A 26,934-nucleotide genomic window follows, 5' to 3' on the forward strand; every position below is an offset into this window, starting at 1 on the left:
GCATGGTCGATGCGCACAGCGTGACGGCAGGGCAGCCCAGCGCACGGGACCACGCCGAAGGGCGGCAGACCGCATGAGGAACGTCACGCTTCCTCGGTGCCGGTTCTACGCCTCGAGGGTCTTCGCGGCGTCGCGGATGACGTCGAGGACGAGGTCGGGGTGCGAGAGCATGGGCACGTGGCTGCTGTCGACGGCGTAGGTCCTGGCGCCGATGCGTTCGGCGGCCGCCCGCTCCAGGTCCGGGTGCACGGTGCGGTCGTTGTTCGCGACGATGTACCAACTCGGCTTCGTGCGCCAGGCGGTGCCGGGAACCTGCTGGGTGAACAGGTCGGGGACCGGCACGGCGCCCGTCGCGAGGACGAGCTTCTGCTCGGCTGCCGGAAGGTCGCCGCAGAAGTCGCCGACGCCGGACTCGAGGAGCCAGATCCGGCCGTCGGCGATGTCGATGTGGTCGAAGACGGGCGTGCGCGGGAACTTGTCCTGCTGGTCCTGCGAGGTCTCGTCATCGTCAGGTGCGAGGGCGGCGATGTAGACCAGGGCGCCCACGCGGTCGTGGGTACCGGCCTTGGTGATCAGCGTGCCGCCGTAGGAATGACCGACGAGCACGACCGGCCCCGGCACGTGGTCGATGGAGCGGGTGACGCAGGCGACGTCGCCCGCGAGCGAGTCGAGGCCGTGCTGCGAGGCGGACACCTCGTGCCCTTCGGCCTGGAGGGCGGGGATGAGCTTGTTGAAGCACGAGCCGTCGGCCCAGAGTCCGTGGGCGAAGACGATGCTGGCCTTGTTGGTCATGATTTCCTCATTCGCAGACATCAAGCCATGACAGAAAAACCACCGCGGGTATCCACGCTATTACTCCTGGCTACGGGCCGCGACCGCCCCCGATTCCGGACCGTTCGGCGGTCCGCCCTGAAGGTGGGCTTCACGGTCGGCGGGCCGAGCCGAGGCGAGCGGACGCCCCCACGGCCTGTGGGAGCGGACGCCGTCCTCGCCGAGCCACAGTGCCGTCGAGACCGGCCCCGGGCTGATCGTGTGACCCGCACGCCTCGGGGGCCGGCCTCCTTGGAGAGGGACTTGCAGAAGTTCGCCAGCGCCACCTTCGCCGCGCTGTAGTCGATGACCAGCGGATCCGGAAGGTGGGCGTTGACCGGGCTGACGGTCACGATCGAGGCGCTGCCGCGCTCCAGGAGGTGGGGCAGTGCCGCTCGGGTGGTCCGGACGGCGGCCAGGAAGTCGACCGTCAGCGTCCGCGTCCAGTCGTCGTCGGTCACGGAGAGGAAGCCGTCGAGGCGGCAGGACGGCGCCGACGTTGTTGACCAGGACGTCGAGCCCGCCGAAGAGCGAAACAGCCTGGCCGACAGCGCGAGCGGGGGCGTCCGGGGCGGTGAGGTCCACTTGCAGCGGGACGACGTCGGCACCGCGGGTGAGGCGGGCGAGTTCCTCGGTCACGGTTCGCGAGGCGGCCAGCACACCGGCACCCTCGGCGGCGAGGCGCGGGCGGGGCTGCCCTCCGCCGTACCCGCGAGGTCCAGCACGTGCCCGGTCCAGGTACGGAAGGTGCGCAGGCCCACGCGGTCGTAGAAGCCTCCGGCCGCCATGGCGTTGGTGGAGTCGACATCCGCGACGGCCCACCGGTAGCCCTGGGCCTTCGCCTGGGCGAGCGTGTGGGTGAACACGGTGCGGTACAGGCCTCGGCCGTGCAGGTCGGGGCGGGTGCCCGCGTTGGCGAGGTAGAGCTCGCGTTCGGCTCCCGCGTCGGCGAGTTCGGTGCAGAGCAGGTAGCAGAGGATCTCCCGGCGCTCGGCGGACAGCAGCAGGAAGGACGACGCGGGGCGGAAGTACGGGCTGCCGGTCACGGAATGACGCCAGGTCGCCGCCGTCATCCGCACGCTGCCCCAGGTGCCGGCGAAGATCTCGTTCCGGGCCGCCAACAGCTGCGCGTCGTACCGGTCCTCGAACGGCACGATCGCGGTGCCGCGCAGTGGCGGCGGTGCGGCGGCCGACGCGTGCCGCGCCAGGTCGATCCGCATGCCCTGGTAGCTGCGTGCCCTTCGGTACCCTGCGGCGTCCAACTCCCCCGCGAGCCACCGCTGACGGCCGTGCGTCCGGGCGTGGAGCTCCAGCGGGGTGCCGGTGAACCGCTCCCGGTGCCTTCGGGTGGCCGCGCGACGGCACCAGGCGAGGAGGTACTCGGCCGTCTCCGAGGTCCGGTGGGCCGGGTGCACCGCCATCTCCACGGTCATCTCGTGGACGGGGTCCGCCTGTTCACGCGTCCGCGTGACCGCGTGTGCCACCTGCTCCGGTCCGGCCCAGGCGGAGATCGTACCGGCGGCCAGGTCGATGCCCGAAGCGGCCCAGCCGTCGAGGACGTCCTGCTCGCCCCGCCGGTCACCCGTCCCGTCGGCGCGCTCGCAGGCGGCCAGCAGCTCCGCGGTGCGGCGCGCGTCGGAGCCGGCGAGCGGGCGCCACACCGGCTCATTCACCGCGCGCCACGGCGAGTCCGCGCCCACCGGGCACCACGACCTGGCCGTCGGTGACCAGCATGAACCGCTCCAGCCCGGGCACCAGCACATTGACCACGGCGATGTCCGGCGTGACGTGGTGGTCGCGCTGGTACGCCGCGAAGCCGTGCTCCCGCAGCAGCCCCAGGAGTCGGTCGAGGTGGCCGTGCGGGGTGTCCGGCACCGCGGTCGGCTCGAACGGGCGCGCCTCGGCGGCCTTCAGCGCGGTGCCGAAGTCGGACAGGTAGCAGGCGTGCAGCCCGGGGTAGGGGCCGGTGTCGTCGCGCTGCGCGGGCAACAGGTCCGCGTACTGCTCGCGCAGGCCGATGGTGCTGTGCAGCTGGACGAGTTCGCTCAGTGCCCGGGAGATCGCGTACCGGCGGGAGAGCGATGCACCCCACCCGCAGATCCGTGCGGGCCGCCCCGGGGGCGGTGCCTGGTAGGCCGTGTACGCCGGCACGCCCAGGTCGGTGGTCATGTCGATCAGGTGCACCGGCCGGCCGGTGCGGGCGGTGGTGAAGCCGAGGAGGGCGGTGAGGTCGGCGGGCAGCGTCGCCGGGTCGACCACGACCAGCGGCCGCGGCCGCTCCCGTAGGAACTGGCCGACCAGCAGCAGGGACAGTGCGTCGCGCTCGATCAGCTCGTTGATCGCGTGCACGGCGGCTTCGACCGGATCGGCCCCGGCGGCCCAGCCGTTGTTGACCGAGTAGCGGCCCACCGACCGGTATTCGTAGGAGTCGCCGACCTCCCGGCGCAGGCCCTCGCCGGCCGGGCGCAGGTATTCGGGCATGGACAGGAAGAGCGGGACGTCGGTGTCCGGGCCGCCGTCCAGTGACCGGTACGGCAGACACCCCAGCGGGCGGTCGGGCGCCTGGGCCAGCAGCGCGGCGGCGACGTCGCGGCGGAGCGGACCACGGGCGACGCCGTGGGCGGCGGCCAACCGGATCCGTGCGCCGACCAGTCCGTCGACCCCGCTGAGGAAGTGTTCCAGGGCCTCGAACAGCGCACCCGCCCGGGCCTCCGCCCGGCCGCCCTTGCCCAGCCCGAGCCCGGTGCGCAGCGGTACTCCGGCTCGGCGCAGGACGCACCGCCAGGTCCCGGGGCTGCCGTCGAGGATCGGGGCGAGATCGGCCTCCAGTCCCAGGGCCGCGATCGCGGCCGCAGCCCTTCCGGACGCCGCGTCAGGGAGGAGGCTGCGTTCCCCGGACTGGGGAGGTGCGGTGTGCGTGGGGGTGGTGGTCACGGCCGTCCCGTCTGCTTGGTGGGGCGTCGGCCCGCGGTGGACGGTGTGCGACCGCCGCGGCCCGGCGCCCCTGGCTGCTCATGCCCGCGGGTTGGTGTCAGCCCTCGTCGGTGGACTCGCCCGAGTCGGCCTGGCCGTCCGTCGCGAACTCGGCGATGATGCGCTGCTCGGCGACCGACAGCACGACCTCGTCCGGGTGGAACTTGTCGCGGTCCTGGAATCCGCCCATGGGAACTACCTCCTGAAACTGGGGAGCCGGCCACCGGTCGGCGGCCCGACTCCGGTCGCACGGCACAGCGTGCGTATGCGCCGCAACCGATCGTGACCGACTGGTCGCGGCATGTGAATGCTTGCCCGTACGGGTAACTTGCGCGAGAGTCCGCACTCGGGCGCGCCGCCGTCCACGCCATTTCCCCGGGAGCCGGGCATCCCTGTCCAGGACCGCCGGTGCGGGATACCGCGTTCGGGTGAAAGGAGTCGCTCTCCCAGCGTCCGACCGCCGGAGGCCCCCGCCGTCCTTCGGACGCCGACCGGAGCGGCATCCCCGGGGGCCCTCAGGCGCGGCCCCGGGCGACGGGCCCGCGTTCCGGCCCTGGTCGGCGCCGGGTTTCCGGTTGCCGGCGGACAGTTGCCCGCCCTTGCGGTTTGCGCGACAGTCCCGCCATGGACCTCCTGCCCGCGCCGTCCCCGCACCCGATGGGGGGCGACCCGATCGCCGAGGCACTCGAACTGGTCGGCGCCCGCTGGGCGCTGACGCGTGGCCTCACCTTCACCGGCCCCTGGTCGCTGGCGTTTCCCGCGCCCGGCAGGCTGAAGCTCCACGCGGTCCTCGAAGGCACCACCTGGCTGCTGATGGACGGGATCGCCGCGCCGGTCCTGCTGGAGGCGGGCGATGTCGTGGTCCTCACCGGCGACCGGCGGTACGTGCTGGCGAGCGCACCGGGCCTGCCTCCGACCGAAGCCCTGCCGGTGCTGAAGGCGACCGTGGAGCCCTTCCACCACACAGGGCCTCCGGGCGCCCCGGAGACCGTCGCGATCGGGGGCCACCTCGAGCTCGAAGCCGCCGGAAGGGACCTCTTCCTCGACGCTCTGCCGCCCCTGATACACATGCGGGCCACGACTCTTGAGGCTCCGGCGGCCTGCTGGCTCCTCACCCAGGCGTTCCAGGAGATGCATGCGGACCGGCCCGGCGCCACGTTCGCGGCGAACCATCTGGCCCGGCTGCTCTTCGTCCAAGTCCTGCGCGCCTTCCTGCGCGAGGCCCACACCTTCCCCACCGGCTGGCTGCGGGCGCTGAGTGACGCGCGCATCGGCCCGGCGCTGCGGCTCATGCACGGAGACCCCGCCCACCCGTGGACCCTGGCCGAACTGGCCGCGGCGGCGGCCATGTCGCGCACCAGCTTCGCGACTCGGTTCAGGACGGTCGCCGGCGCTCCGCCCCTGACCTACCTCTGCAACTGGCGCATACGGCTGGCCCGACACGGCCTGCGGTACGACGACAGGCCGGTCGCCGCCCTGGCCGCCGCCCTCGGGTACTCCTCGGAGAGCGCCTTCAGCAACGCCTTCAAACGCGTCACCGGCACAGCCCCGCTCCACTACCGCCGCACGATACGGGAGGGTGGCGCCGAACCGTCATCACCCCTCGGACCGTAGCCCCTTCGCGCCCCGGTCCGGCGGTGCACCGGCGCCGCGTCGGCCCGCGCCGGCCTGCGACCGCCCGCGCCTGCGGACGTCATCCACCGGTGGCGGCCCCGGCCCGCGCCGGCCGGTCGGACAGCTCCGTCCACAGGTCGAGAAAAGCCCGCAACGGCGCACACGGCCGGGTACCCGCCCGCCACACGAACACCTTCCGCAACCGGACGGCGGGCTCCAGCGGAACGACGACGAAGCGCCGGTCGGCGGCGAGGACCGGACTCGCACGGGAGGTCAGGGCGATACCGATCCGCTCGGCGACCAGCGCGAGCTGGAGGGCGACGTCGTTCGTCGCATAGGCGATGTCCAGCCGCAGCCCCTCCGCGGCGAAGGCCGCGCGGACGAACGCGTGCACTCCGCTGTCGGGGCCGTAGCTGATGACCGGGCCGCGGACCGCCTCGTCGAGGGTCATCGGACGGTTCGCGGGCCGGCTTCCGGCGGGGAGGACCGCGACGATCCGGTCCTCCAGGAGCACCCGCGAGGCCACCCCGGCGGGTTCGCCGTCCGGCGGTCCCGCGACCACGGCCGCGTCGATCTCCCCGTCACGGACCTTCGCCAGCAGCGAAGGACTCGACGCCCCGGCGAGACTCACCGCGACCCGGGGGTACCGGCGGTGGTACTCCCCCAGCAGCCGGGGGATGCCGGTGCCCTCCAGACCGCCGACTGTCCCCAGCGCGAACGAGCCGCTGAGCAGGCCCGAGCGGTCGGCGAACTCCAGGACGGCCGACGCGGCCGACGCCAGACAGGCGCGGGCGTGCGGCAGCAGCGCGGCGCCGCCGGAGGTGAGGACCACCTGCCGGGGCAGCCGTTCGAACAGCGGCTCCCCCAGCTCCTTCTCCAGGGCCTGGATCTGCTGGCTGATCGCGGGCTGCACGACATGACAGCGGGCCGCCGCCTTCGTGAACGACCGCTCCTCCGCCACCGCGACGAAATACTCGAGTGTGCGGAGCTCCATGACGGACAAACTATCAACTCCGCAGCTGGAAAGCCGGGTTGCGGTGTCCTGCCGCGGGCTGCGGCCGCACCGGTATGACGGTACGACGATTCCCGGGTGCGATCAGCGATCGTGACGGCCGCCATCACTGCTGCGTATTGGACGCGCGCGGCCGGCTGCCCGAGGCTGGTGGCAGGGTGTCGGCCAGACCCGTGACTCCGGCGAAGGGCGAGGACAGGCAGATGAGAGTGACCGTCGTCGGCGGCGGCATCGCCGGACTGACCTGCGCCCTGAGCCTGCACGCCGCCGGCTTCGCACCACGGGTGTACGAGGCGGCGCGCACGGTCGAGGCGGTCGGCGTCGGGATCAACCTGTTGCCGCACGCCGTCCGGGAACTCTCCGAACTCGGCCTGGACGGCGAGCTGGCCTCCGTCGCGCTGGCCCCGCACCTGCTGAGCTATCGCGACCGGGCGGGCCGGGCGGTCTGGGAGGAGCCGCTGGGACGCGCCGCCGGATACCACTGGCCGCAGTACTCCGTGCACCGCGGCCGTCTGCAGATGCTGCTGCTCGCGGCGGTACGCGAGCGGCTGGGGCCCGACTCGGTCCGCACCGGCCTGCTGTTCCGGAGCTTCGAGCAGAGCGCCGGCGGCGTCCGTGCCCGGTTCCTGGACCGGTCGAGCGGTCGGCCCGTGGTCGATGACGCCGACGTGCTGGTCGGCGCCGACGGCATCGACTCCGTGGTCCGCAGCCGGCTGTACCCGGACGAGGGCCTCCCGAACGGGAACGGCGTCCACATGTGGCGCGGGGTCGCACAGCTCCCGCACGTCCTAGACGGCCGTTCGATCGTGGTGGCCGGCGGCACCCCCGGTGCGAAGTTCGTCGCCTACCCGATCGAGGACCCCGCGACCGCGTCCACCGACGCCCTGGTGAACTGGGTGCTGGAGGTGCGGCACGGCCCGTCCGCCCCACCCGCGGGCGGCCCCGGCCGTCGCGTCACCGCGGCGGAGGCCCGCGCCGGGCTGTCGTCGTGGAACCTGCCCTGGATCGACCTCACGGCGCTCGCCGAACGCTCCTCGGCGATCGTCGAGTACCCGATGATCGACCGCGATCCGCTGCCCCGCTGGAGCTTCGGACGGGTCACCCTCCTCGGCGACGCCGCGCACCCGATGTTCCCCATGGGCATGAACGGAGGATCGCAGTCCGTCGTCGACAGCCGGGTGCTGGCCTGGTGCCTGGCCCGGGACGACGACGCCGTGGCCGCCCTGCGCCGCTACGACCGGATGCGCCGGCCGACCGTCAACGCGATCGTGCTGGCCAACCGGGATTTGGGACCGGAGGAGACCATCGCCCGAGCCGAGGAAGGCGGCGGGGCGCTGCCCGTCGGGGAGGCCGAGGAGATCGCGGCCCGCTACAAGCAGCTGGGCGGGGCCACCGTGACCCAGGTCAACACCCACCCCTCCTGGACGGTCGTCCCTGCCATCGCCGCCGGTCAGGAGCCGCTCCACGGGTGAGCCGGACCGACCGGGCTTCGGCGCGGTTCTGCATGCCGTCAACCACCCCAACCGGAGGGTGGCAGGCCCGGCGGCCAGCCCGGCGGCGTCCACACCACCGGGCCTCCGGGCCGTGGCGGGCCCCACGGCACCGGCGAGGGCATGCCCGGACGCAGGTCCGGGCGGCGCATCCAGTCCGCCCGGACGGCCGCTCTCGGGTCCGGGTCGAGTGCCGCCCGCACCCGGGCGCTCCCGAAGCGGTCGGAGAACTGCTTGAAGTACTCCAGGCGGTAGCCGTAGAGCCAGCACAGCCAGCGCATCTCCGCCTCGCCGAAGGAGAAGAGGTTGACGGGCTGATCGACGCTTGGCGGGCCGTCGAGCAGCAGAGCCGTCCGGCTCATGTCCACCGTTTCAACTCCCCTTACCTGCAGCCGCCTTGTCCTTCTGCGAGCCGTCGTTCCAGGCGTTCTCCAGGCCGATGATCAGGGGACCTCCGGGCACCAGCAGCTCTCCCCACTGCCGGCCGCCGCGCGGCAGGAGCCGCCGCCCTCTGCCACGCCTGGCCGTTCCGCGACGCCCGCTGGACGCTGCCAAGGGCCTCGGTCAGCTCCTTGGCAGCCAGCCGGAGGTCCTTCACCAGGGTGTCGACACCACTGAGGCTGCCCGGCGCGGGGTCGAACCCCAGCGCTTCGAAGCCGTCCCGCTCGACCTTCGGCCCCCATCCCGGCCAGCCGAGGCCCTGAGCCTGTCCCGGGCCCGCCATCAGACGGCCGCTTTCGGGCTCAGCACGCCCTTGATCGCCTCGTCGGTCTCCCGATAGGCCTTCGCCGTGGCATCCAGACCCTCACCGATGGCGTGCAGCGTCTCGTTCAGCTGCTTCAGCCCCGTACTTCCACTCACCGCCGACGTGCCCGCAGGCCCCGTCCAGCGCGAGGTGGCCGGCCACCTGCGGCGAGGCCTTTTCGAGCGCGTGCATCGCGCCGACCACGATGCCGGTCGCCTCCCGCAGCTCCTTCGACACCTGGCCGAGCCCACTCGCATCGACCCGAAAGCTGTTCGCCACTGCTCCCCCGTGTTGCCCCGTACGAATGATCATCGGCACGCCAGCGGCCAACTCATCATCAAGAACGCTTCGTTGACGATTCCCTGACGAGGTCCGAACGCGCTCCCAACGCCGCGAACCGCGTCAGGCGTACTCCCGCAGCCTGGGTCGGACCCCCAGCAGGGTGAGCGCCAACACCGCCGCGAGCACCGTCCCGCCCGCGGCCGCGGAGACCGCGTCGAGGTCGTCGTCGGTGACCGCGACCGCGTGGTCGAGGGCGCGTTGGTTGATGGCCTGGACGTCGTCGAGCGCGGCGCCGAGGAGACCGAAGTCGGCGTTGGACTGGCCGGCGGCGAGGCCGGTGTTGAAGGCGACGGCCTCCTTGAGGCGCCCCTGCGCGTTGAGTTCGCGGATCCTGCGGTCGTCCCGCTGGTAGGCCTGGAACGCCGCGAGCACGCGCTCGGCCGCGTCCTGCTCGCCGGCGAAGGTGACGTTCCGCAGCTCGTCGCCCAGGAACCCGCCGAATCCGACGGTCCCGTGGTCGGCGCGGTGGGTGTCCGCCAGGGCGGCGAGCTTCGCGTTGTAGGTGGCGAGGCCGGCACCGTCGACCCGGGCGAAGGCCTGGGTCTTGTCGAAGAAGCTCTGCTCGTAGGCGGCCGCCCGGGCGGGGTCGGTCAGGTAGCGGCTCTCGTCCGCGTTCAGGTCGTACGACACCGCACGGGCCCGGCCGAGGGCGATCACCGAGTCATAGGAGTTGCTCTTCGCTACGACCAGCTGGTGGTCCGCCCGGGAGACGAGGGCCAGTCCGGTGATCAGCCCGACCAGGGCCAGCAGGGTGGTGACGGCGAGTGGCACGTTCATCAGCCGGTGGAAGCGCACCGCCAGGACCCGCTGAAGGCCCCCCAGCGAGGCGAGCGCGAGCAGGCCGGTGACCAGGATCCACCACCAGCCGGCGCCGAGATCGCCTCGCTGCGCCGTGTAGATCCGGTCGACAGTGGCCGAGTTGGCCGCCGTGACCTCGTCCACGGCGGGCAGCAGGCGCTGCCGCAGCAGGTCGGTCGCCTCCCGGTAGGCCGCGAGTGCCTCGGCCGACGGCTTGCCGGCGGGGGCGTGGGCCTGCTCCTCCAGCAGCTGGGCCCGGGCCACCCGGCTCTCGTAGCGGCCGAGTTCGCCGATGACGGTCTGCACCGCCCGCTGTCCGGCCGGATCGCCGGCCACCGCCTCGGTGACGCGCTGAAGGTCGGTGTCGGCCTGGGCACGGCGCTGTTCGTACGTCTCCAGGGTCTGCTTGCGCAGGACCGCGAAGTCCGGATCGGCTCCGAACAGCAGCAGGTTGGCGGCTTGGGCGTCCATGTCGTTGAGCGCGAAGTACAGGTCCGCGGAGCGCACCACCTGGGGTGCGGCGTGGTGGCCGATGGTGTCAGAGCCGTCGCGAGCGCCGGTCAGGACGGTGGCGGTGGCAGCTGCCGTGGTCAGCAGCGCCGCCAGGCAGAGCCCGGTGAGGCCGCGTACCAGGCGCGGGGTGTTCCACCACGAGCGGTGGAACCAGCCACGGGAGACCTTCGGACGAGGATTCCAGTGACGGGAGGCGCGCGGCACGGGTGTTGATTCGAGCGGATCAAAGCCCGCCTCCCCCGGCGAACCCGTTGCCCCCACGACAACCGATCTGCCCGACGTACCCGTTGGCATCGCCGCGCGCCCCCCTACCCTGTTTTCACTGGCCGCCGAAAACGGCCCTGACTGAACCGTCCGGGCTGGGATTTCGGCACGGTGCGCCTTCAGTCGTTGACCCTGCTGGCGAACCGTTTCCTCACCACTGACGCTACGCCCGCCGCAGCGACATCCGGCCTCTCCTGATGCCTCCTTGACGCCCCACCCGGCGATCTTGACGAACCATTGGCGCCCACGGATCAGGGCTGGTAGCGGTAGCCGATGCCGGGCTCGGTGATCAGGTGGCGCGGGCGCGCCGGATCGGCTTCGAGCTTGCGGCGCATGGCGGCCAGGTAGACCCGCAGATAGTTGCCGTTGCCCTCCGCCTGCGGGCCCCACACCTCGGCCAGGATCTGCCGCCCGGGCACCAGCCGGCCCGGATTGGCCATCAACAGGGCAAGGATCTTCCATTCGGTGGGCGTGAGCCGCACCGTTCCGTCAGGCCCGGTGACCGTGGCGGCGGCGAGATCGATCACGTGCGGGCCGATCCGCGGCGGCGGTGCGGGTTCCGTCGTCACCGGTCGGCGCAGGATGGCCCTCAGCCGGGCGAAGAGCTCGTCCATGACGAACGGCTTCGTGACGTAGTCGTCCGCCCCCGCGTCGAGCGCCCGGATCTTCTCCCCGGTGTCGGCCCGCCCCGACAGCACGATGATCGGCACGTCCAGCGTGGAGCGGACGCCCCGGATGACGTCCATGCCGTCGAAGTCGGGCAGCCCGAGATCCAGCACCACGGCCTCCGGTGGCGTCTGGCCGACCGAGTCGAGCGCCTCCTGTCCGGTACCCGCCGTCAGGACCGAGTAGTGGCGCGCCTGGAGGTTGATCCGCAGTGCGCGAAGCAGCGCCGGCTCGTCGTCGACGACCAGGATGTGACTCATCGGTCCGTATTCCTCTCCAGGTGGTCCGCACCGGCCTCGGGCGCCGGAACCGTCAGGGTGTCCTCGTCGATGGCCGCCTCGTCCGGTGCGGCGGGCAGGGTGAGGAGCATGGTGGTGCCGCCGCCGGGGGTGTCCTCCACCTCCAGGCTGCCGCCCATGGCCTCGGCGAGGCCGCGGGAGAGGGCGAGGCCGAGGCCGACGCCGGTGGTGTTGTCGGTGTCGCCGAGGCGCTGGAAGGGGAGGAAGACGCGGTCGCGGTCCTCGGGGGCGATGCCGGGGCCGCGGTCGATGACGCGGATCTCGACCCGGTCCTGGTGGTGGCTGGCGGCGACCAGGACGGGGGCGCCGGGGGCGTTGTGCCGCAGCGCGTTGGTGATGACGTTGGCCAGCACGCGCTCCAGCAGCGGCGGGTCGACCAGCACCGCCGGCACCGTGTCCAGGTCGAGCGGCTGAACCGGCGCGTACGGGTCCGGGAGCGAGTCCACCGCGCGCGGCAGGATCTCCTCCAGATGTGTGGGCGCCAGGTGGAGGGTGAGGGCGCCGGCCTGGAGGCGGCTCATGTCGAGCAGGTTGTCCACCAGCCGGGTGAGCTTGACCAGGGACTCGTCCGCCATGGCGAGCAGCTCGGCCTGGTCCTGATCCGAGAACTCCACATCCGGACTGCGCAGCGAGCCGATCGAGGCGAGGGCGGCGGCGAGCGGGGTGCGCAGGTCGTGGCTGACGGCGGCGAGCAGGGCGGTGCGCATCCGGTCGGCGGCCTTGATCGGCTCGACCTCGGCGGCGACGGTGGCGAGCCGGTCGCGTTCCAGGGCGGCGGCGACGTGCGCGGCGAAGGCGGTGAGGACGCGCTGGTCGGCGGCGGGCAGGCGACGGCCGGTGAGCACGAGGAGAGCGCTCTCCCCGACGGGCATCTCGGTCACCTCGTGGTCCGCGACACCGCCGTCCCCGCTTCCGTGCTCGGCGCCGGCGTCGGCCGCCGCCTCGCTGCACGCGATCGTCCGGCCGGTCGCCCGGTCGAGGAGGACGACGGAGTGCATGCCGAAGGCCGTCCTGGACTTCTCCAGCAGGGCGGGCAGGGCGTCGGCGCCGCGCAGCACGCTGCCGGCCAGGGTGGAGAGGGTTTCGGCCTCGGCGGTGGCCCGGGCGGCCCGGGTGGTGAGCCGGCTCGCGTGGTCGACCACGGTGGATACGGTCAGGGCCACGGCGGCGAAGACGATCAGGGCGACGAGGTTGTTGGTCTCGCCGATGGTGAGGTTGTGGACGGGCGGGATGAAGAAGTAGTTCAGCAGCAGCGAGGCGATGACGGAGGCCAGCAGGGCCGAGGTCGCTCCGCCGAGCAACGCCACGGCCACCACGCCGAGCTGGAAGATCAGCGCGTCCGTCGTCAGGTTCAGCTGGGTGTGGAACGGAGACAGCAGCGCGGTCAGCAGCGCGGGAACCACCAGCCCCGACGCGAACCCGGCGATGGTGCGGCGCTTGGAGTGGCGGCGGCCGAGCGAGGGCAGCCGGCCGCGGCCGGTGAACTCGTGGGTGACCATGTGGACGTCGATGTCCTCGGAGGCGTCCACGGTGGTCTGCCCGTTGCCGGGCCCGGTGAGGAAGCGGGTGAGGCGACCCCGGCGACTGGTGCCCAGCACCAGCTGCGTGGCGTCATGCGCCCGGGCGAACGCCAGCAACGCGGTCGGGATGTCGTCCCCGACCACCACGTGGTAGCTGCCGCCCAACGCCTCGACCAGCTGCCGCTGCTGGGCAAGGGCCCCCGACGACGCCCCTGCCAGCCCGTCACTGCGGCTCACATGCACCGCGAGCAGATCACCGCCCGCCGTCCGGTCGGCGATCCGGGCGGCGCGGCGGATGAGGGTCTCGCCCTCGGGGCCGCCGGTGAGGGCGACCACGACGCGTTCGCGGGTCTCCCAGACGCGGTCGATGTCGTGGCTGGCCCGGTAGTCGCGCAGGCCCTCGTCGACCCGGCCGGCCACCCAGAGCAGGGCGAGCTCGCGCAGGGCGGTCAGGTTGCCGACCCGGAAGTAGTTGGAGAGCGCCGCGTCCACCTTCTCCGCCTTGTAGACGTTGCCGTGGGCCATCCGACGCCGCAGCGCCTGGGGGGCCATGTCGACCAGCTCGATCTGGTCGGCCCGGCGGACCACCTCGTCCGGGACCGTCTCGCGCTGGGGAATGCCGGTGATCTTCTGGACGACGTCGTTCAGCGATTCCAGGTGCTGGACGTTGACGGTGGTGATGACGTCGATCCCGGCGTCGAGCAGCTCGTCGATGTCCTGCCAGCGCTTGGCGTTGCGGCCACCCGGGATGTTGGTGTGCGCCAGCTCGTCGACCAGCGCCACCGAGGGACGCCGGGCGATCAGGGCGTCCAGGTCCATCTCCTCGAACTCGGCGTCCCGATAGGTCCGCCTGATTCTTGGCAGCATTTCGAGCCCGTCCACCAGCCCTTCGGTGAACCTCCGCCCGTGGCACTCGATGTAACCGACCACCACGTCCGCACCGCGCTCCTGTCTGCGGTGGGCCTCGTCCAGCATCCGGTAGGTCTTGCCGACACCGGGGGCGGAACCGAGGTACACCCTCAGCCGGCCACGGCGGTGCGTGGTGCCGAGGGTGAGGTCGCGAGCCATGGGCGCTGCTCTTTCGTCTGAGGGGGCCGATCGGAGGTACAGCGGATATGGGCGACCGACCCGGGCACAGGAGAGGTTCTCCCGCGCCCGGGCCGGTCCGGTTACTCGGCTATCCGACGCAAGGTCACTTCTGCTCGCTCAGCGCCTTGTTGAGCAGGACGACGTTGACGCCCTCGTCGCCGAGGAAGCCGAGCGAGCGGCTCTCGGTGTACTTCTCGACGAGCTTGTTCAGCTGCTCGGACGAGACGTTGCCGCGGGCCTTGGCGACCCGGGCGACCTGCTCCTTGGCGTAGGCGACGGAGATGTGCGGGTCGAGGCCGGAGCCGGAGGCGGTGACCGCGTCCACCGGCACGCTCGCCGGGTCGACCCCGTCGAACTCGGCGACGGCCTTGCGGCGGTCCTCGACCGTTGTGGTGAGGTCCTCGCTGTTGGGGCCCAGGTTGGAGGCGCCGGAGACCTTTCCGCCGTAGCCGTTGGCCGAGGGCCGGGGCTGGAACCACTGCGGGTCCGGCCTGGCCGCCTCGTCGGCGTCGTCGGGGTTCTTCTTCGGCAGGTCGTAGCTCTGGCCCAGCAGGCTGGAGCCGATCTCCTTGCCGTCGGCGGCCTTCACGATCGAGCCGTTGGCCTTGTCGCTGAAGACGGCCTGGCCGATGCCGGTGACCAGCAGCGGGTAGGCGAGGCCGAGGACCACCGTCATCACCAGCAGCATCCGCAGCGCGGTGAAGTGCGTGCGCACGGTGGTGGGCAGGGGCTTGGACATGATGCGTTTCTCCTCTCTCAGCTCAGGCCGGGGATGAACTGGACGACCAGGTCGATCAGCTTGATCCCGACGAAGGGGACCACCAGCCCGCCGAAGCCGTAGACCCCGATGTTCCTTCGCAGCAGCGAACTGGCGTCGGACGGCCGGTACTTGACGCCGCGCAGGGCGAGCGGGATGAGGCCGATGATGACCAGGGCGTTGAAGACGATCGCCGAGGTGATGGCGGACTGGGGGCTGTGCAGGCCCATGATGTTGAGCCTGTCCAGGCCCGGGTAGACCGCGGCGAACATCGCCGGGATGATCGCGAAGTACTTCGCGACGTCGTTGGCGATGGAGAAGGTGGTGAGGGCGCCGCGGGTGATCAGGAGCTGCTTGCCGATCTCGACGATCTCGATCAGCTTGGTGGGGTTGGAGTCGAGGTCGACCATGTTGCCGGCCTCCTTGGCCGCCATGGTCCCGGTGTTCATGGCGACGCCGACGTCGGCCTGGGCGAGGGCGGGGGCGTCGTTGGTGCCGTCGCCGGTCATCGCGACCAGCTTGCCGCCCTCCTGCTCCTTCTTGATCAGGGCCATCTTGTCCTCGGGGGTGGCCTCGGCGAGGAAGTCGTCCACGCCGGCCTCCTGCGCGATCGCCCGGGCGGTCAGCGGGTTGTCACCCGTGATCATGATGGTCTTGATGCCCATCCGGCGCAGCTCGTCGAACCGCTCCCGCATACCCTCCTTCACCACGTCCTTGAGGTGGATGACACCCAGGACCCGGGCGGGCTTGGAGCCGATCCTGGTGGCGACGACCAGTGGCGTGCCGCCCGCGCCGGAGATGCCGTCGACGAGCGCCGACACCTCTGGGCCGACCGAACCGCCCTGCTCGTTCACCCAGTTGGTGACCGCGTTGGCCGCGCCCTTGCGGACCTGGTGTACCCCGTCGGCCTCGTCCAGGTCGACACCCGACATCCGGGTCTGCGCGGTGAACGGCACCCAGGTGGCGTGCGTCAGCTCGCCCTGGGCGCGGGCCCGCAGGCCGTACTCCGTCTTGGCGAGGACGACGATCGAGCGGCCCTCGGGGGTCTCGTCCGCGAGGGAGGACAGCTGAGCGGCGCTGGCCAGGTCGTCCTGCTCCACACCCGGAGCGGGTAGGAACTCTGCGGCCTGGCGGTTGCCGAGGGTGATGGTGCCGGTCTTGTCAAGCAGCAGGGTGTTGACGTCCCCGGCGGCCTCGACGGCGCGGCCGGACATCGCCAGCACGTTGCGCTGGACGAGGCGGTCCATGCCGGCGATGCCGATCGCGGAGAGCAGCGCGCCGATGGTGGTCGGGATGAGCGCCACGATCAGGGCGACCAGCACGATCATCGACTGCGGCGCGCCCGCGAAGGTCGCCATCGGCTGGAGCGTGACGACGGCGATCAGGAAGACGATGGTCAGCGAGGCCAGCAGGATGTTGAGCGCGATCTCGTTCGGCGTCTTCTGCCGGGCGGCGCCCTCGACCAGGGCGATCATCCGGTCGATGAACGACTTGCCCGGCTCCGAGGCGATCTTCACCACGATCCGGTCGGACAGCACCTTGGTGCCGCCGGTCACCGCACTGCGGTCACCGCCCGACTCGCGGATCACCGGCGCGGACTCACCCGTGATCGCCGACTCGTCCACCGAGGCGACGCCCTCGACGACGTCGCCGTCGCCGGGGATGATCTGGCCGGCCTCGACCACGACGTGGTCGCCCAGGCGCAGGGCGGTGCCGGGGACCTCCTCCTCGGCCCGGCTCTTCGGCCAGTCGGTGAGGCGGCGCGCCATGGTGTCGGTCTTGGTCTTGCGCAGGGTGTCCGCCTGCGCCTTGCCGCGGCCCTCGGCGACGGCCTCGGCGAGGTTGGCGAAGATCGTGGTCAGCCAGAGCCAGACGGTGATCGACCAGGCGAACACCGACGGGTCCGCGATCGCGGCGACGGTGGTGACCACCGAGCCGACCTCGACCACGAACATCACCGGGTTCTTCACCATCACCCGGGGATCGAGCTTCTTCACCGCGTCCGGCAGGGAGGTCACGATCAGTTTGGGATCGAGGAGCCCGCCGGAGACTCTGTGGGGCACCGTGCTCTCGGCCTTGTCAGCCGGAGTGGGAGTAAGAGTGGGGGACGACATCAGGAGAGACCTTCCGCGATCGGCCCGAGGGCCAGGGCCGGGAAGTAGGTGAGGCCGACGACGATCAGGACGACGCCCGACAGCAGGCCCACGAACAGCGGCTTGTGGGTGGGCAGGGTGCCCGGGGTGGCGGGGACGGGCTGCTGCTGCGCGAGCGCGCCGGCCAGCGCCAGGACGAACACCATCGGCAGGAACCGGCCGAACACCATCGCCAGACCCAGCGCCGTGTCGTACCAGTCCGTGTTCACCGTGATACCGGCGAACGCCGAACCGTTGTTGTTCGAGGCGGAGGTGAACGCGTACAGCACCTCGGAGAAGCCGTGCGCACCGGAGTTGAGCATCCCGGCCCGCTCGCCGGGCAGCGCCATCGCCACACCCGTGCCGATCAGCACGATCGTCGGCGTGGTCAGGATGTACAGGGAGGCGAACTTCATCTCCCGCCCGCCCAGCTTCTTGCCCAGGTACTCCGGGGTGCGCCCGACCATCAGCCCGGCCACGAACACCGCGACGATCGCCAGCACCAGCATCCCGTACAGGCCCGAACCGGTACCGCCGGGCGCGATCTCGCCCAGCATCATGTTGAACATCGTCAGCCCGCCGCCGAACGGCGAGTACGAGTCGTGGAAGGAGTTCACCGCACCCGTCGACGTCAGCGTCGTCGACGCCGCGAACAGACCCGAGGCCGCGATGCCGAACCGCTGCTCCTTGCCCTCCATCGCCCCGCCGGCCGCCTGCATCGCCGAACCGTCGTGCTGCGCCTCGAAGAACGTGATCAGCGCGACCGAGGCCACCCAGAACAGGCCCATCACCGCGACGATCGCGTAGCCCTGCCGGTTGTCACCCACCATCCTCCCGAAGGCGCGCGGCAGCGCGAACGGGATCAGCAGGATGAGGAAGATCTCCAGGAGGTTCGTGAACCCGGTCGGGTTCTCGAACGGGTGCGCCGAGTTGGCGTTGTAGAAACCGCCGCCGTTGGTACCCAGCTCCTTGATGACCTCCTGCGAGGCCACCGGCCCGCCCGGGACCGACTGCGTACCGCCGCCCAGCGTGGCCACCTCGTGGAAGCCGTGAAGGTTCTGCACGACGCCGTTGGCCAGCAGCACCAGGGCGAAGACGACCGAGACCGGCAGCAGCAGCCGCAGCGAGATCCGGGTCAGGTCCACCCAGAAGTTGCCCACCCGGTCCGTGCGGTTGCGGGTGAACCCGCGGATCAGCGCCGCCACGATCGCGATGCCCACCGCCGCCGAGACGAAGTTCTGCACCGCCAGGCCCGCCATCTGCACCAGGTGGCCCATCGCGGACTCGCCGCTGTAGGACTGCCAGTTGGTGTTCGCCACGAACGAGATCGCGGTGTTCCACGCCTGGTGGCCCGGCATCTGCTCGACGCCGAGGCCCAGCGGCAGCCACTGCTGCACCCGGATCAGGCCGTAGAGGAAGAGCACGGAGACGGCCGAGAACGCCAGCACCGAGCGCAGGTACACCGGCCAGCGCTGATCGGCGTCGCCGTCCACGCCGATCACCTTGTACAGGCCACGCTCGGCTCTGAGGTGCTTCTTGGAGGTCAGGAGGTGGGCGATGTAGTCGCCCAGCGGCCGGTAGCACAGCACCAACGCGGCCACCAGGGCCAGGAACTGCAACCAGCCCGCAACAGTGGAGCTCATGTCAGAACTTCTCCGGGTAGATCAGCGCGAGGATGAGGTAGCCGACGAGGGCGACGGCGACGATGAGACCTGCGATGTTCTCCGCGCTCACAGCTTCTCCACCCCCCGCGCGATCAGGGCGATGACGGCGAACACGACGACCGTGACACCGACGTAGATGAGATCGGACATGGGCTCCACCAGAGCGACTACGAGGATGCCGCGGCCGGCCCCGGAGGGCTCGGCGCGGCACCGGGGGAAGACCGGCTGGAGCAGCAAACCAGCCGGTGGGGGCGCGCAGCGGTTCCCTGATGCCCTCCATACGGGGGGTCCGGAAACATTGACGCGGCCTTGATGTCTGCGTCATTCACCCGAGACCGCGGGTTGTCCTAAACGCGCTTCGGGCCCCGGGCAGCGGCGCTGTCCGGGGCCCGACGTTCAGGCCCTTCCTCGTCCTGCTACATCCGCATCCGCAGCCGGCAGACCACGGCGTCGGTGTGGCGGCGCAACGCCCGGTCGATGACGGCGCCGCGCCGGTTCTGCAGCGGGCGCTGCCAGAAGCGGGCCGGCTCGACCTCGGGGATCAGCACGGTGAGGCGGTCGTAGGCGTGCTCGGCGGCGAGCCGGTTGACGAAGGCGGCGATCGGCGGGCCGAGCCGGCGGTGGTCGTCCGGGAGCTCCACCAGCGGCACCCCCGGCTGCCAGAGCTCCCAGTCCCGGCGCAGCGCCTCGGCCTCGGCGCCGTCGTGGACGACGGTGACGGCCAGGACCTCGTCGCCGAGCGAGAGGGCGGCGCAGAGGGCGTCGCGGGTGAGGCGGGTGATCGCGGTGACCGGGACGACGACCAGGCTGCGCTGCGGGGTGAGCGGGCCGGGGACGCGGCCGAGTTCCAGGCGTTCGCCGATCCGGGTGTAGCCGCGGTGGACCGCCTCGAAGAGCAGGACCAGCAGCGGCAGGGCCAGGCAGATGCCCCAGGCGCCCTCGGTGAACTTGGTGCCGGTGACGACGAGGGCGGCGACGCCGGTGAGCAGCGCACCGAAGCCGTTCAGGGCGGCCCTGGCGCGCCAGCGTGCCGGCCTCTCCAGGAACCAGTGGCGGACCATGCCGACCTGGCAGACGGTGAAGCCGACGAACACCCCGATCGCGAACAGCGGGACGAGGCGGTTGACGTCCCCGCCCGATCCGACCAGCAGCACGGCGGAGACCACCGCGAGGAAGAGGACGCCGTGGCGGTGGACCTGGCGGTCGGCGCGCAGCGCGAAGACGTGCGGGAGGTGGTTGTCGCGGGCGAGCAGGTGGAGCAGGACGGGCAGGCCGCCGAAGGAGGTGTTCGCGGCCAGGCCGAGCAGGACGACAGTGGCGAACTGGACGAGGTAGAAGCCGGCGCCGTGGCCGAGCGAGGCGTCGGCGAGCTGGGCGAGGACGGTGACGCCTTCGACCGGCTGGAGGTGGAAGCGGCCGATCAGGACGGCCAGGCCGATCAGCATCACGCCCAGCAGCGCGCCGAGCGCGACCTCGGTGTGCTGCGCGCGCTTCACGCCCGGCGCACGGAAGGACGGGACGGCGTTCGCCACCGCCTCCACGCCGGTCAGCGCCGAGCAGCCGGCCGCGAAGGCCTTGAGCAGCAGCAGTGCGCCCACCGCGGTGGCGTTGCCGGCCAGTGCGGACGCGTGTCCGGCGGCGGCCTCGGTGCTCGCCGGCGCGTCCCGGAACAGGCCGACCACGATGATCGCCAGGACCGACAGCACGAACACCGCGGTCGGCGCCAGGAACCAGCGCGCCGACTCCGCGATGCCGCGCAGGTTCACCGCCGTCACCAGGGCGAGCACGCCCAGGCAGAGCCAGATGCGGTCCCCGTACAGGCCCGGCACCGCCGAGGTCAGCGCCGCCACGCCGGCCGTCACCGAGACCGCCACGTTCAGGATGTAGTCGATGACGAGGGAGGCCGCCGCCGTCAGCGCCGTCCGCCGCCCCAGGTGCGCCTTCGCCACCGCGTACGCGCCACCGCCGTCCGGGAACGCCGCGATCACCTGCCGGTACGAGGCCACCAGCACCGCCAGCAGCACGGCGATCGCCACCGTCACCGGCAGCGTGAACCCCAACCCGTACGCCCCGGCCGCCGCCAGTACCAGCACGATCGACTCCGGCCCGTACGCGACCGAGGCCATCGCATCCAGCGACAGCGCCGCCAGCCCGCCCAGCGCCGTCAACCGGTGACGGTCCTCCGGGACCGCGCCGGTATCCGGCGACTCGGTCCCGGCGGTGACAACCGGGGTGGTGATGTCCGACATCCGCTTCTCCATCGATCGTGCGTTCCACGATCGTGCGGCCGTCCGGAAGCCCTGCCGCCGCTTATTGCGCTCCCTTGACGCGGACACCAGCAGCCTTGACGGCATCTTGACGGCCGTGGGCATGCAACGGCCCCCGGGGCCGCCCGTCCCCACAGGCGGACAGGCCCCGGGGGCCGCTGGGGTTCACCCGGTGCCGGTGGCACGCGGCACCGGGTGGGTCATGGGGTTACCGGCCCGGTTTGCGGCCGTGGTTGGCCTTCTTCTTCCGACGGGCCTTCTTCTTACGGGCACGCTTGGACATGTCGTTCTCTCCGGAAGCGGTAAGGGGGACGGGTCAGGCCTGGCCGACGAGCCGGTCGGCGAGCTTGCCGAGGCGCTTCTGCGAGCGTTCCTCCTGGGCGGCCGCGGCCGTCGGGGCGAGCTCGCCGCCGTCGTAGTACTCGCCGTTGAGCAGCGGCACGTCCGGCAGGCAGAGCCGTACCACGGCGGCCGCGCCCTCGGCCGGCGGCCCGCCGACCCGGCCGTACAGCGGCAGCAGCGCGGTGTCGCACAGGCCCGGGTTGAGGCTGACGGCGGTGATGCCGGAGCCGGCCGGGGCCATGTCGGCGGTGGCCATGGTCAGGGCGAGCTGGGACTGCGCGTAGGCCGCGACCCGGGAGTACTTCTTGGTGCGGTGCGGGTCGGTCCAGTTCATCGAGGCGGTGCGGTGCAGCGAGGAGGAGACGTTGACGATCCGCGCGTCGCCGGCGGCAGAGAGCGGGGCGCGCAGCAGCCTGGCGAGCAGGTGCGCGGCGAGGAAGTTGACCTGGAGCGAGACCTCGTTGCCGTCGTCGGTGAGGGTGCAGCGCTCGGGGGCCATCACGGCGGCGTTGTTGACCAGCAGGTCCAGCGCCGGATAGTGCTTCACGACCTTGCCGGCCAGCACCGCGACCTCCGAGAGGTGGGTGAAGTCGGCTGCCAGTTCGACGAGTCGGTCGCGCCGGGCGCCGGCGGCGACCAGCCGGTCGACGGCGTCCTCGGCCTCGGCGGCGGTTCGGGCGTGCACCAGGACGGTGGCGCCGAGCCCGGCCAGCAGACGGGCGCTCTCCCAGCCGATGCCGGAGGAGGCCCCGGTGACCAGGGCGGTGCGGGACGACAGCGTGGACAGAACAGCGTCGGACATGACCCATCCAAGGGTGGCGGGCACCGCCGGGGTGCCGGAGGACGTGACAGTGCACGCCCCCGGGGGCCGGTGGTGCGGAGAAGGGTGGAACGGTGAAGGACGCGTCCGCCTCCCCCGCGCAAAGTGGCGAGGGAGGCGGACGGCACTACGCGGCACGCGGGCCGGCGACGGAGCGGGGAGGCTCGGACCTACCGGACGGCGGCGGTGACCGCGACAGCGACGACCCGCGGCCGCGTATGCGGCGGACGGTCGTGGTGGCGTGTCGAGCGGTTCATGCCCCCCATCCAACGCCACCCTGCGGAGCCCGGGCAAGCCTGCTCGCCATCCATGACGAGCCCCTGACGACTCCCTGACAGGCCCTTGACTCCCGATCGACGCGAGCCGTGGGAATCGGGACCGAGTAGCAGCGGTACAGCGCCCACGCCTCCTGCTCAGACATGGCGTTCGAGAGTAGTGCGGCCCACTCGGCTCCCCGTCGGCACCGCTGCTGAACCGAGTGCCCGCGGTGCCGGCCCACACCTCCACTACTCGCTCTTGCTAAGTACCGGTAGTCAGCGTTACTGTGTAGCAGTAGTCAGTAACACTGAATACCTCGGAAAGGAGGTTTCCCATGTCCAAGCTGGAGACGGAGATGCTCAAGGGCACGCTGGAGGGCATCATCATCGCGTCCCTCTCCAGCCGGCCCGCGCACGGCTACGAGATCACCGCAGGGCTGCGGGAGCAGGGTTTCTCCGACATCGCCGAGGGGACCGTCTACGCACTGCTCGTCAGGATCGAGAAGCGCGGCCTCGTCGACGTGGCGAAGGTCCCCTCCGAGAAGGGGCCGCCACGCAAGGTGTACTCCCTCAACGCCCAGGGGCGGGAGTACCTCGAAGAGTTCTGGAGGACGTGGAGCTTCCTCACGGAACGACTGGAACAGCTCCGCGAAGGAGGAAGGTGACCATGTCCGATGTCGAAAAGGGCGGCTTCATCTCGAAGGTGATCGGGCCCAAGAAGCGCTGGAGGGCGTACAAGGCCCGCGTCAAGGGGCTTCCCGAGAACTACCGCACGGCGGTCGAAGCGATCGAGCGGTACCTGATGCACTTCGTGCCGACCGACGGCGACAGCAATGCGTCGATGTTCGAAGACCTCGCCGACCTGTTCGAACAGGCCGCGGCGGACGGAATGCCGATCCACGAGATCGTCGGGGAGGACCCCGCGGAGTTCGTCGAGGCGTTCGCCCGGAACTACTCGGAGGGGGGCTATGTCCCCACTCGCGCGCGGAAGCGGCTGGCCGACGACCTCGCGCGCGCCGAGGACCAGGCGTCCTGAAGACTGCACGCACGAACTCCGAACCGTCAATCCGCGCGCACGGCCCTGAGGAGTCCTGCAAACAGACGAGCAAGGAGCTGCGCGGCGTGCCCTTCGCCGCACCGCCGGGCAGCATCCTTGCCCTGCCCGGTTCGAACAGGGCGGGCAGGTCCACGGTCGTGAACACACCCGCCCCCGCTGCTCAAGGCCGGTGCGAAGACGGCTACCGTCAACGGCTTCGACGTCGCCACGCCGGATGCGCAGGCGCGTGAGTCCTCCCGGCCCACCGACTCGACGGGGTATTCGGTCGTGCTCGGGACCGCGCGCAGTGACGTGATGGTCGGCATCGCCGCAGACACCCCTGCCTGAGTCGACGTCAACTCGGGCCCCTGGCAGGTGCGCAACACGCTCCCCGCGCCCAGGGCCCGGAGGAGACCGAGGGCACCGCACAGATCCACACCCCTACCCGCACCCGCACGTCAACACCGATCCGCCGCGCCCGCTCCTGACCCCGAAGAACCATCCCCAGCTCGGCCACCCCCAGTCACTTCAGCCTTTGAACGGGAGGGCTCCATGCCTTCATTTGTCATGCCCACATCCAGCAGGAGCGGCGGCTACCCGTCGCCGGCCGCCGTCTCCGCCGTCGGTCTGCGCAAGTCGTACGGCGACAAGACCGTCCTCGACGGCATCGATCTGCACATCCCGGCCGGATCCGTGTTCGCACTGCTCGGGCCGAACGGCGCCGGCAAGACCACCGCCGTGAAGATCCTCTCCACCCTCATCACCGCCGACGGCGGACAGGCCCAGGTCGCGGGCCACAACATCGCCGCCGACCCGCAGGCCGTGCGGGCCGCGATCGGCGTCACCGGCCAGTTCTCGGCCGTCGACGGCCTGATCACCGGCGAGGAGAACATGCTCCTCATGGCGGACCTGCACCACCTGCCCAAGCAGAAGGGCCGCCGCATCGCTGCCGAGCTGCTGGAGCGCTTCGACCTTACCGAGGCCGCGAAGAAGCCCGCCTCCACCTACTCCGGCGGCATGAAGCGCCGCCTGGACATCGCCATGACCCTGGTCGGCGACCCGCGGATCATCTTCCTCGACGAGCCGACCACCGGCCTCGACCCGCGCTCACGCCACACCATGTGGGGGATCATCCGCGAGCTGGTCTCCGGCGGCACCACCGTCTTCCTCACCACCCAGTACCTGGACGAGGCCGACGAGCTCGCCGACCGCATCGCCGTCCTCAACGACGGCCGGATCGCCGCCGAGGGCACCGCCGAGGAGCTCAAGCGGCTCGTCCCCGGCGGACACGTCCGCCTGCGCTTCACCGACCCGGCCGCCTACCAGGGCGCCGCCACCGCCCTGCCCGACGCCGCCCGCGACGACGAGGCCCTGTCCCTGCAGATCCCCAGCGACGGCAGCCAGCGCGAACTGCGCGCCGTCCTCGACCGGCTGAACACCGCCGGCATCGAGGCCGACGAACTGACCGTCCACACCCCCGACCTCGACGACGTGTTCTTCGCCCTCACCGGCCCCGCCGACATCCCCAACCAGCCCAAGGAGACCGTCCGATGAGCTCCCTCTCCCTCGCCGTCCGCGACTCGTCCACGATGCTGCGCCGCAACCTCCTGCACGCGCGGCGCTACCCGTCCGGAACCCTGAACCTGCTACTCGCGCCGATCATGCTGCTGCTGCTCTTCGTCTACATCTTCGGAGACGTGATGAGCGGGGGTATCGGCGGCCACGGCGCCGACCGCTCCGAGTACATCGCCTACATCGTCCCGGGCATCCTGATGATGACCATCGGCAGCACCGTGATCGGAGCCGCGGTGCACATCTCCATGGACATGAGCGAGGGCCTCATCGCCCGCTTCCGCACGCTGGCGATCCACCGCGGCTCTGTGATCATCGGGCACGTCATCGGCAGCGTGCTGCAGTGCATCGCCAGCGTGGTCCTCGTCGGTGCCGTCGCCGTGGCCGTCGGCTTTCGCCCCCACGATGCCACCGTTCTGGACTGGCTCGCGGCGTTCGGACTGCTCACGCTGTTCGCCCTGGCGTTCACCTGGATCGCGGTCGGCATCGGCATGGCCAGCCCGAACGCCGAGGCGGCCGCCAACAGCGCACAACCGCTGATCCTCCTCCCGCTCATCTCCAGCGCCTTCATCCCGGCCGACACGATGCCGGGCTGGTTCCAGCCGATCGCCGAGTACCAGCCGTTCACGCCCGCCATCGAGACCCTGCGCGGCCTGCTGCTCGGCACCCACATCGGCAACAACGGCTGGATCGCGATCGCCTGGTGCGTCGGCCTGACCGCGCTGGGCTACCGCTGGTCGACGGCACAGTTCAACCGCGACCCGAAGTGAGTGCGCGGGCTGCCCCCCTGCAGCCCGTCTCTCTCCAGGGCGGCGCACTCCGACACGGCGTCGTTCGCCGGCGCGACAGCGCAGGCCATCCGGGCACCAGGGCCGGATCGCCCGAGGGTGAGATCCCCTCGGGCGAAGGCTGCACCGGGACACGTACGACGATCAGGCGATCGGCAACCGGTCGACCCTGACTGCCCGGCGCGGCAGAACCGCGGGCAGAGCAGGCAGCAGGGCGGCCGCGGTGAACAGCGCGTAGTGGCCGCTCTCCGCGCCGGCTCCGGACCAGCCGAGTTCGGCGTGGCTGTGCTCGGCGAAGGCGTTGCAGCACAACCAGGCGGCCATGCCGATCACCGGTGCCGCCGAGGGCCGGGACAAGGCCCCGACCAACGCGCTCAGCCCAACGTAGGCGGCATAAGCGAACCAGCCGGAGTGCAGCTCACCGAGCCTGCCCAGGCCGAGCGCCAGGGCACCGCCGGCAACCAGCGTCACCGTGCCCGACGCCGCGACGGGCAGCCGGTCCAGCACGGGGTGGTAGCGGTGGCCGCCGGGGCGGGCCGAGTACATCCGCACGGCGGGCCTATCCCTTCGCGCGGACCAGCTCGGGCGCGGGCCCGACCGGAAGGTGCCACTGGTTGCGCCGGTGCAGCGACTCCAGCTCCTGCTGCAACCCCGGCCGTGGGACGGCGAGGACCGGGCAGCCGGCCTTCCGCGTGCAGTAGGCGCTCACGGAGTGCCGCAGTCGGCGGCGCAGCAGGCCGCCGCTCCGGCCCACCACGAGGAGGTCTTCGGGGCGGTCGGCGGTCTGCACCAGCGCGGGTCCGGTCTCACCGCGGACCACCAGCGGGTGCATCGGCACGCCCGGTCCGCTGCCGGGGAAGGCCGTGTCCAGGGCGTCGCGCAGGCGCTGCTCGGCGGCGTCCCGCACGGCCGCGAGCAGGGGCGGGCACGGGGAGCGGCGGTAGCCGAGCTCGCCGCCCGGCGGCTCCCAGGCCAGTACGGGAACGACCTCGGCCCCCGTGCGGCGGGCCTCGGCGACCGCACGATGCAGGGCGGCCAGGCTGCCCAGGGAGCCGCTGACTCCGACCACCACACGGCCCTGTGGCCGCTCGTCGTTCCGGTGGCTGCCGTTCATGTCCTGTCCTCACGCCGCTGCGGCTCACGCGTCTTCTTCACGCGCCCTGT

General features: G+C 71.6%; 26 protein-coding genes and 1 pseudogene. 6 read left to right on the forward strand and 21 right to left on the reverse strand.

Going from position 1 to position 26,934, the window contains the following annotated elements:
* Positions 1–105 precede the first annotated feature (105 nt).
* The 6 genes and pseudogenes from ACIGZJ_RS22010 to ACIGZJ_RS22035 all read right to left on the reverse strand — a co-directional run bounded on the left by ACIGZJ_RS22010 (position 106) and on the right by ACIGZJ_RS22035 (position 3,973).
* Entirely contained in the window at positions 106–792 is a 687-nt protein-coding gene (locus ACIGZJ_RS22010) for an alpha/beta fold hydrolase (protein WP_396458791.1), read from the reverse strand.
* Between the two features lie 20 nt (positions 793–812).
* On the reverse strand, positions 813–1,271 hold the full coding sequence (locus tag ACIGZJ_RS22015; protein WP_396458792.1) for an SDR family NAD(P)-dependent oxidoreductase: 459 nt from the start codon (positions 1,269–1,271) through the stop codon (positions 813–815).
* An 88-nt stretch (positions 1,272–1,359) separates the two neighbouring features.
* Positions 1,360–1,470 (reverse strand): annotated as a pseudogene (locus ACIGZJ_RS22020) (3-oxoacyl-ACP reductase); the annotation flags it as partial.
* A complete protein-coding gene (locus ACIGZJ_RS22025) occupies positions 1,446–2,483 on the reverse strand; it encodes a GNAT family N-acetyltransferase (RefSeq protein ID WP_396458793.1) in 1,038 nt (345 codons plus the stop codon). The gene ACIGZJ_RS22025 and the pseudogene ACIGZJ_RS22020, both read right to left, overlap by 25 nt.
* A complete protein-coding gene (locus ACIGZJ_RS22030; RefSeq protein WP_396458794.1) occupies positions 2,476–3,744 on the reverse strand; it encodes a YcaO-like family protein in 1,269 nt (422 codons plus the stop codon). Before ACIGZJ_RS22030 ends, ACIGZJ_RS22025 begins: the two co-directional genes overlap by 8 nt.
* A 97-nt stretch (positions 3,745–3,841) precedes the next feature.
* On the reverse strand, positions 3,842–3,973 hold the full coding sequence (locus ACIGZJ_RS22035; protein ID WP_396458795.1) for a hypothetical protein: 132 nt from the start codon (positions 3,971–3,973) through the stop codon (positions 3,842–3,844).
* A 434-nt stretch (positions 3,974–4,407) separates the two neighbouring features.
* Here ACIGZJ_RS22035 and ACIGZJ_RS22040 point away from each other — a divergent pair, with 434 nt between their 5' ends.
* Positions 4,408–5,397 (forward strand): AraC family transcriptional regulator, encoded by a 990-nt coding sequence (locus ACIGZJ_RS22040; RefSeq protein ID WP_396458796.1) that lies wholly within the window; start codon positions 4,408–4,410, stop codon positions 5,395–5,397.
* A 79-nt stretch (positions 5,398–5,476) separates the two neighbouring features.
* Here the strand turns inward: ACIGZJ_RS22040 and ACIGZJ_RS22045 are convergent, their stop codons facing one another.
* Positions 5,477–6,391, reverse strand: a complete 915-nt coding sequence (locus ACIGZJ_RS22045; protein ID WP_396458797.1) for a LysR family transcriptional regulator — start codon at positions 6,389–6,391, stop codon at positions 5,477–5,479.
* A 221-nt stretch (positions 6,392–6,612) separates the two neighbouring features.
* On the opposite strand from ACIGZJ_RS22045, the gene ACIGZJ_RS22050 reads away from it, so the two are divergent.
* A complete protein-coding gene (locus tag ACIGZJ_RS22050) occupies positions 6,613–7,881 on the forward strand; it encodes an FAD-dependent monooxygenase (RefSeq protein ID WP_396458798.1) in 1,269 nt (422 codons plus the stop codon).
* 38 nt (positions 7,882–7,919) lie between these two features.
* Here the strand turns inward: ACIGZJ_RS22050 and ACIGZJ_RS22055 are convergent, their stop codons facing one another.
* The 12 genes from ACIGZJ_RS22055 to ACIGZJ_RS22110 form a co-directional block, all read right to left on the reverse strand.
* Entirely contained in the window at positions 7,920–8,261 is a 342-nt protein-coding gene (locus ACIGZJ_RS22055) for a hypothetical protein (RefSeq protein WP_396458799.1), read from the reverse strand.
* Positions 8,262–8,704: 443 nt separating this feature from the next.
* On the reverse strand, positions 8,705–8,923 hold the full coding sequence (locus tag ACIGZJ_RS22060; RefSeq protein WP_396458800.1) for a hypothetical protein: 219 nt from the start codon (positions 8,921–8,923) through the stop codon (positions 8,705–8,707).
* A gap of 123 nt (positions 8,924–9,046) precedes the next feature.
* Positions 9,047–10,501, reverse strand: a complete 1,455-nt coding sequence (locus ACIGZJ_RS22065; RefSeq protein ID WP_396458801.1) for a hypothetical protein — start codon at positions 10,499–10,501, stop codon at positions 9,047–9,049.
* 311 nt (positions 10,502–10,812) lie between these two features.
* Positions 10,813–11,487 carry a response regulator gene (locus ACIGZJ_RS22070; RefSeq protein WP_396458802.1) on the reverse strand — a complete coding sequence of 225 codons (675 nt, stop codon included), beginning with the start codon at positions 11,485–11,487 and terminating at the stop codon, positions 10,813–10,815.
* Positions 11,484–14,114: an ATP-binding protein gene (locus ACIGZJ_RS22075; protein ID WP_396458803.1), complete on the reverse strand. Its 2,631-nt coding sequence runs from the start codon at positions 14,112–14,114 to the stop codon at positions 11,484–11,486. Before ACIGZJ_RS22075 ends, ACIGZJ_RS22070 begins: the two co-directional genes overlap by 4 nt.
* 124 nt (positions 14,115–14,238) lie before the next feature.
* Positions 14,239–14,874, reverse strand: coding sequence for a K(+)-transporting ATPase subunit C (gene kdpC / locus ACIGZJ_RS22080; RefSeq protein ID WP_396458804.1), 636 nt, complete (start codon positions 14,872–14,874; stop codon positions 14,239–14,241).
* A gap of 17 nt (positions 14,875–14,891) precedes the next feature.
* Positions 14,892–17,006, reverse strand: a complete 2,115-nt coding sequence (gene kdpB / locus ACIGZJ_RS22085) for a potassium-transporting ATPase subunit KdpB (protein WP_396458805.1) — start codon at positions 17,004–17,006, stop codon at positions 14,892–14,894.
* Positions 17,006–18,667, reverse strand: coding sequence for a potassium-transporting ATPase subunit KdpA (gene kdpA, locus ACIGZJ_RS22090; protein WP_396458806.1), 1,662 nt, complete (start codon positions 18,665–18,667; stop codon positions 17,006–17,008). Before kdpA ends, kdpB begins: the two co-directional genes overlap by 1 nt.
* Before the next feature lies 1 nt (position 18,668).
* Positions 18,669–18,758: a K(+)-transporting ATPase subunit F gene (kdpF, locus tag ACIGZJ_RS22095; RefSeq protein WP_037831562.1), complete on the reverse strand. Its 90-nt coding sequence runs from the start codon at positions 18,756–18,758 to the stop codon at positions 18,669–18,671.
* A 346-nt stretch (positions 18,759–19,104) separates the two neighbouring features.
* Entirely contained in the window at positions 19,105–20,937 is a 1,833-nt protein-coding gene (locus ACIGZJ_RS22100; protein WP_396458807.1) for an APC family permease, read from the reverse strand.
* Between the two features lie 226 nt (positions 20,938–21,163).
* Positions 21,164–21,238 carry a 50S ribosomal protein bL37 gene (locus ACIGZJ_RS22105; RefSeq protein ID WP_396321813.1) on the reverse strand — a complete coding sequence of 25 codons (75 nt, stop codon included), beginning with the start codon at positions 21,236–21,238 and terminating at the stop codon, positions 21,164–21,166.
* 33 nt (positions 21,239–21,271) lie between these two features.
* On the reverse strand, positions 21,272–22,099 hold the full coding sequence (locus tag ACIGZJ_RS22110; protein ID WP_396458808.1) for an SDR family NAD(P)-dependent oxidoreductase: 828 nt from the start codon (positions 22,097–22,099) through the stop codon (positions 21,272–21,274).
* A gap of 610 nt (positions 22,100–22,709) precedes the next feature.
* Here ACIGZJ_RS22110 and ACIGZJ_RS22115 point away from each other — a divergent pair.
* The 4 genes from ACIGZJ_RS22115 (at position 22,710) to ACIGZJ_RS22130 (ending at position 25,752) form a co-directional block, all read left to right on the forward strand.
* Positions 22,710–23,039, forward strand: coding sequence for a PadR family transcriptional regulator (locus ACIGZJ_RS22115; protein WP_396458809.1), 330 nt, complete (start codon positions 22,710–22,712; stop codon positions 23,037–23,039).
* A 2-nt stretch (positions 23,040–23,041) separates the two neighbouring features.
* Positions 23,042–23,410 carry a DUF1048 domain-containing protein gene (locus ACIGZJ_RS22120; protein ID WP_396458810.1) on the forward strand — a complete coding sequence of 123 codons (369 nt, stop codon included), beginning with the start codon at positions 23,042–23,044 and terminating at the stop codon, positions 23,408–23,410.
* A gap of 567 nt (positions 23,411–23,977) precedes the next feature.
* Positions 23,978–24,964, forward strand: coding sequence for an ATP-binding cassette domain-containing protein (locus ACIGZJ_RS22125; RefSeq protein WP_396458811.1), 987 nt, complete (start codon positions 23,978–23,980; stop codon positions 24,962–24,964).
* Complete coding sequence (locus ACIGZJ_RS22130) at positions 24,961–25,752, forward strand: ABC transporter permease (protein WP_396458812.1); 792 nt, start codon at positions 24,961–24,963, stop codon at positions 25,750–25,752. The genes ACIGZJ_RS22125 and ACIGZJ_RS22130 overlap by 4 nt, the downstream gene beginning before the upstream one ends.
* Positions 25,753–25,914: 162 nt before the next feature.
* Here ACIGZJ_RS22130 and ACIGZJ_RS22135 read toward each other — a convergent pair whose 3' ends face one another.
* Together ACIGZJ_RS22135 and ACIGZJ_RS22140 are read right to left on the reverse strand one after the other, a co-directional pair.
* On the reverse strand, positions 25,915–26,322 hold the full coding sequence (locus tag ACIGZJ_RS22135) for a hypothetical protein (protein ID WP_396458813.1): 408 nt from the start codon (positions 26,320–26,322) through the stop codon (positions 25,915–25,917).
* A 7-nt stretch (positions 26,323–26,329) separates the two neighbouring features.
* The gene (locus ACIGZJ_RS22140; protein ID WP_396458814.1) at positions 26,330–26,884 is read right to left on the reverse strand and encodes a universal stress protein; all 555 of its coding nucleotides are present in this window, start codon (positions 26,882–26,884) and stop codon (positions 26,330–26,332) included.
* Positions 26,885–26,934: the final 50 nt, after the last annotated feature.

This window comes from Kitasatospora sp. NPDC052868, assembly GCF_044547105.1.
GTDB lineage: Bacteria > Actinomycetota > Actinomycetes > Streptomycetales > Streptomycetaceae > Kitasatospora.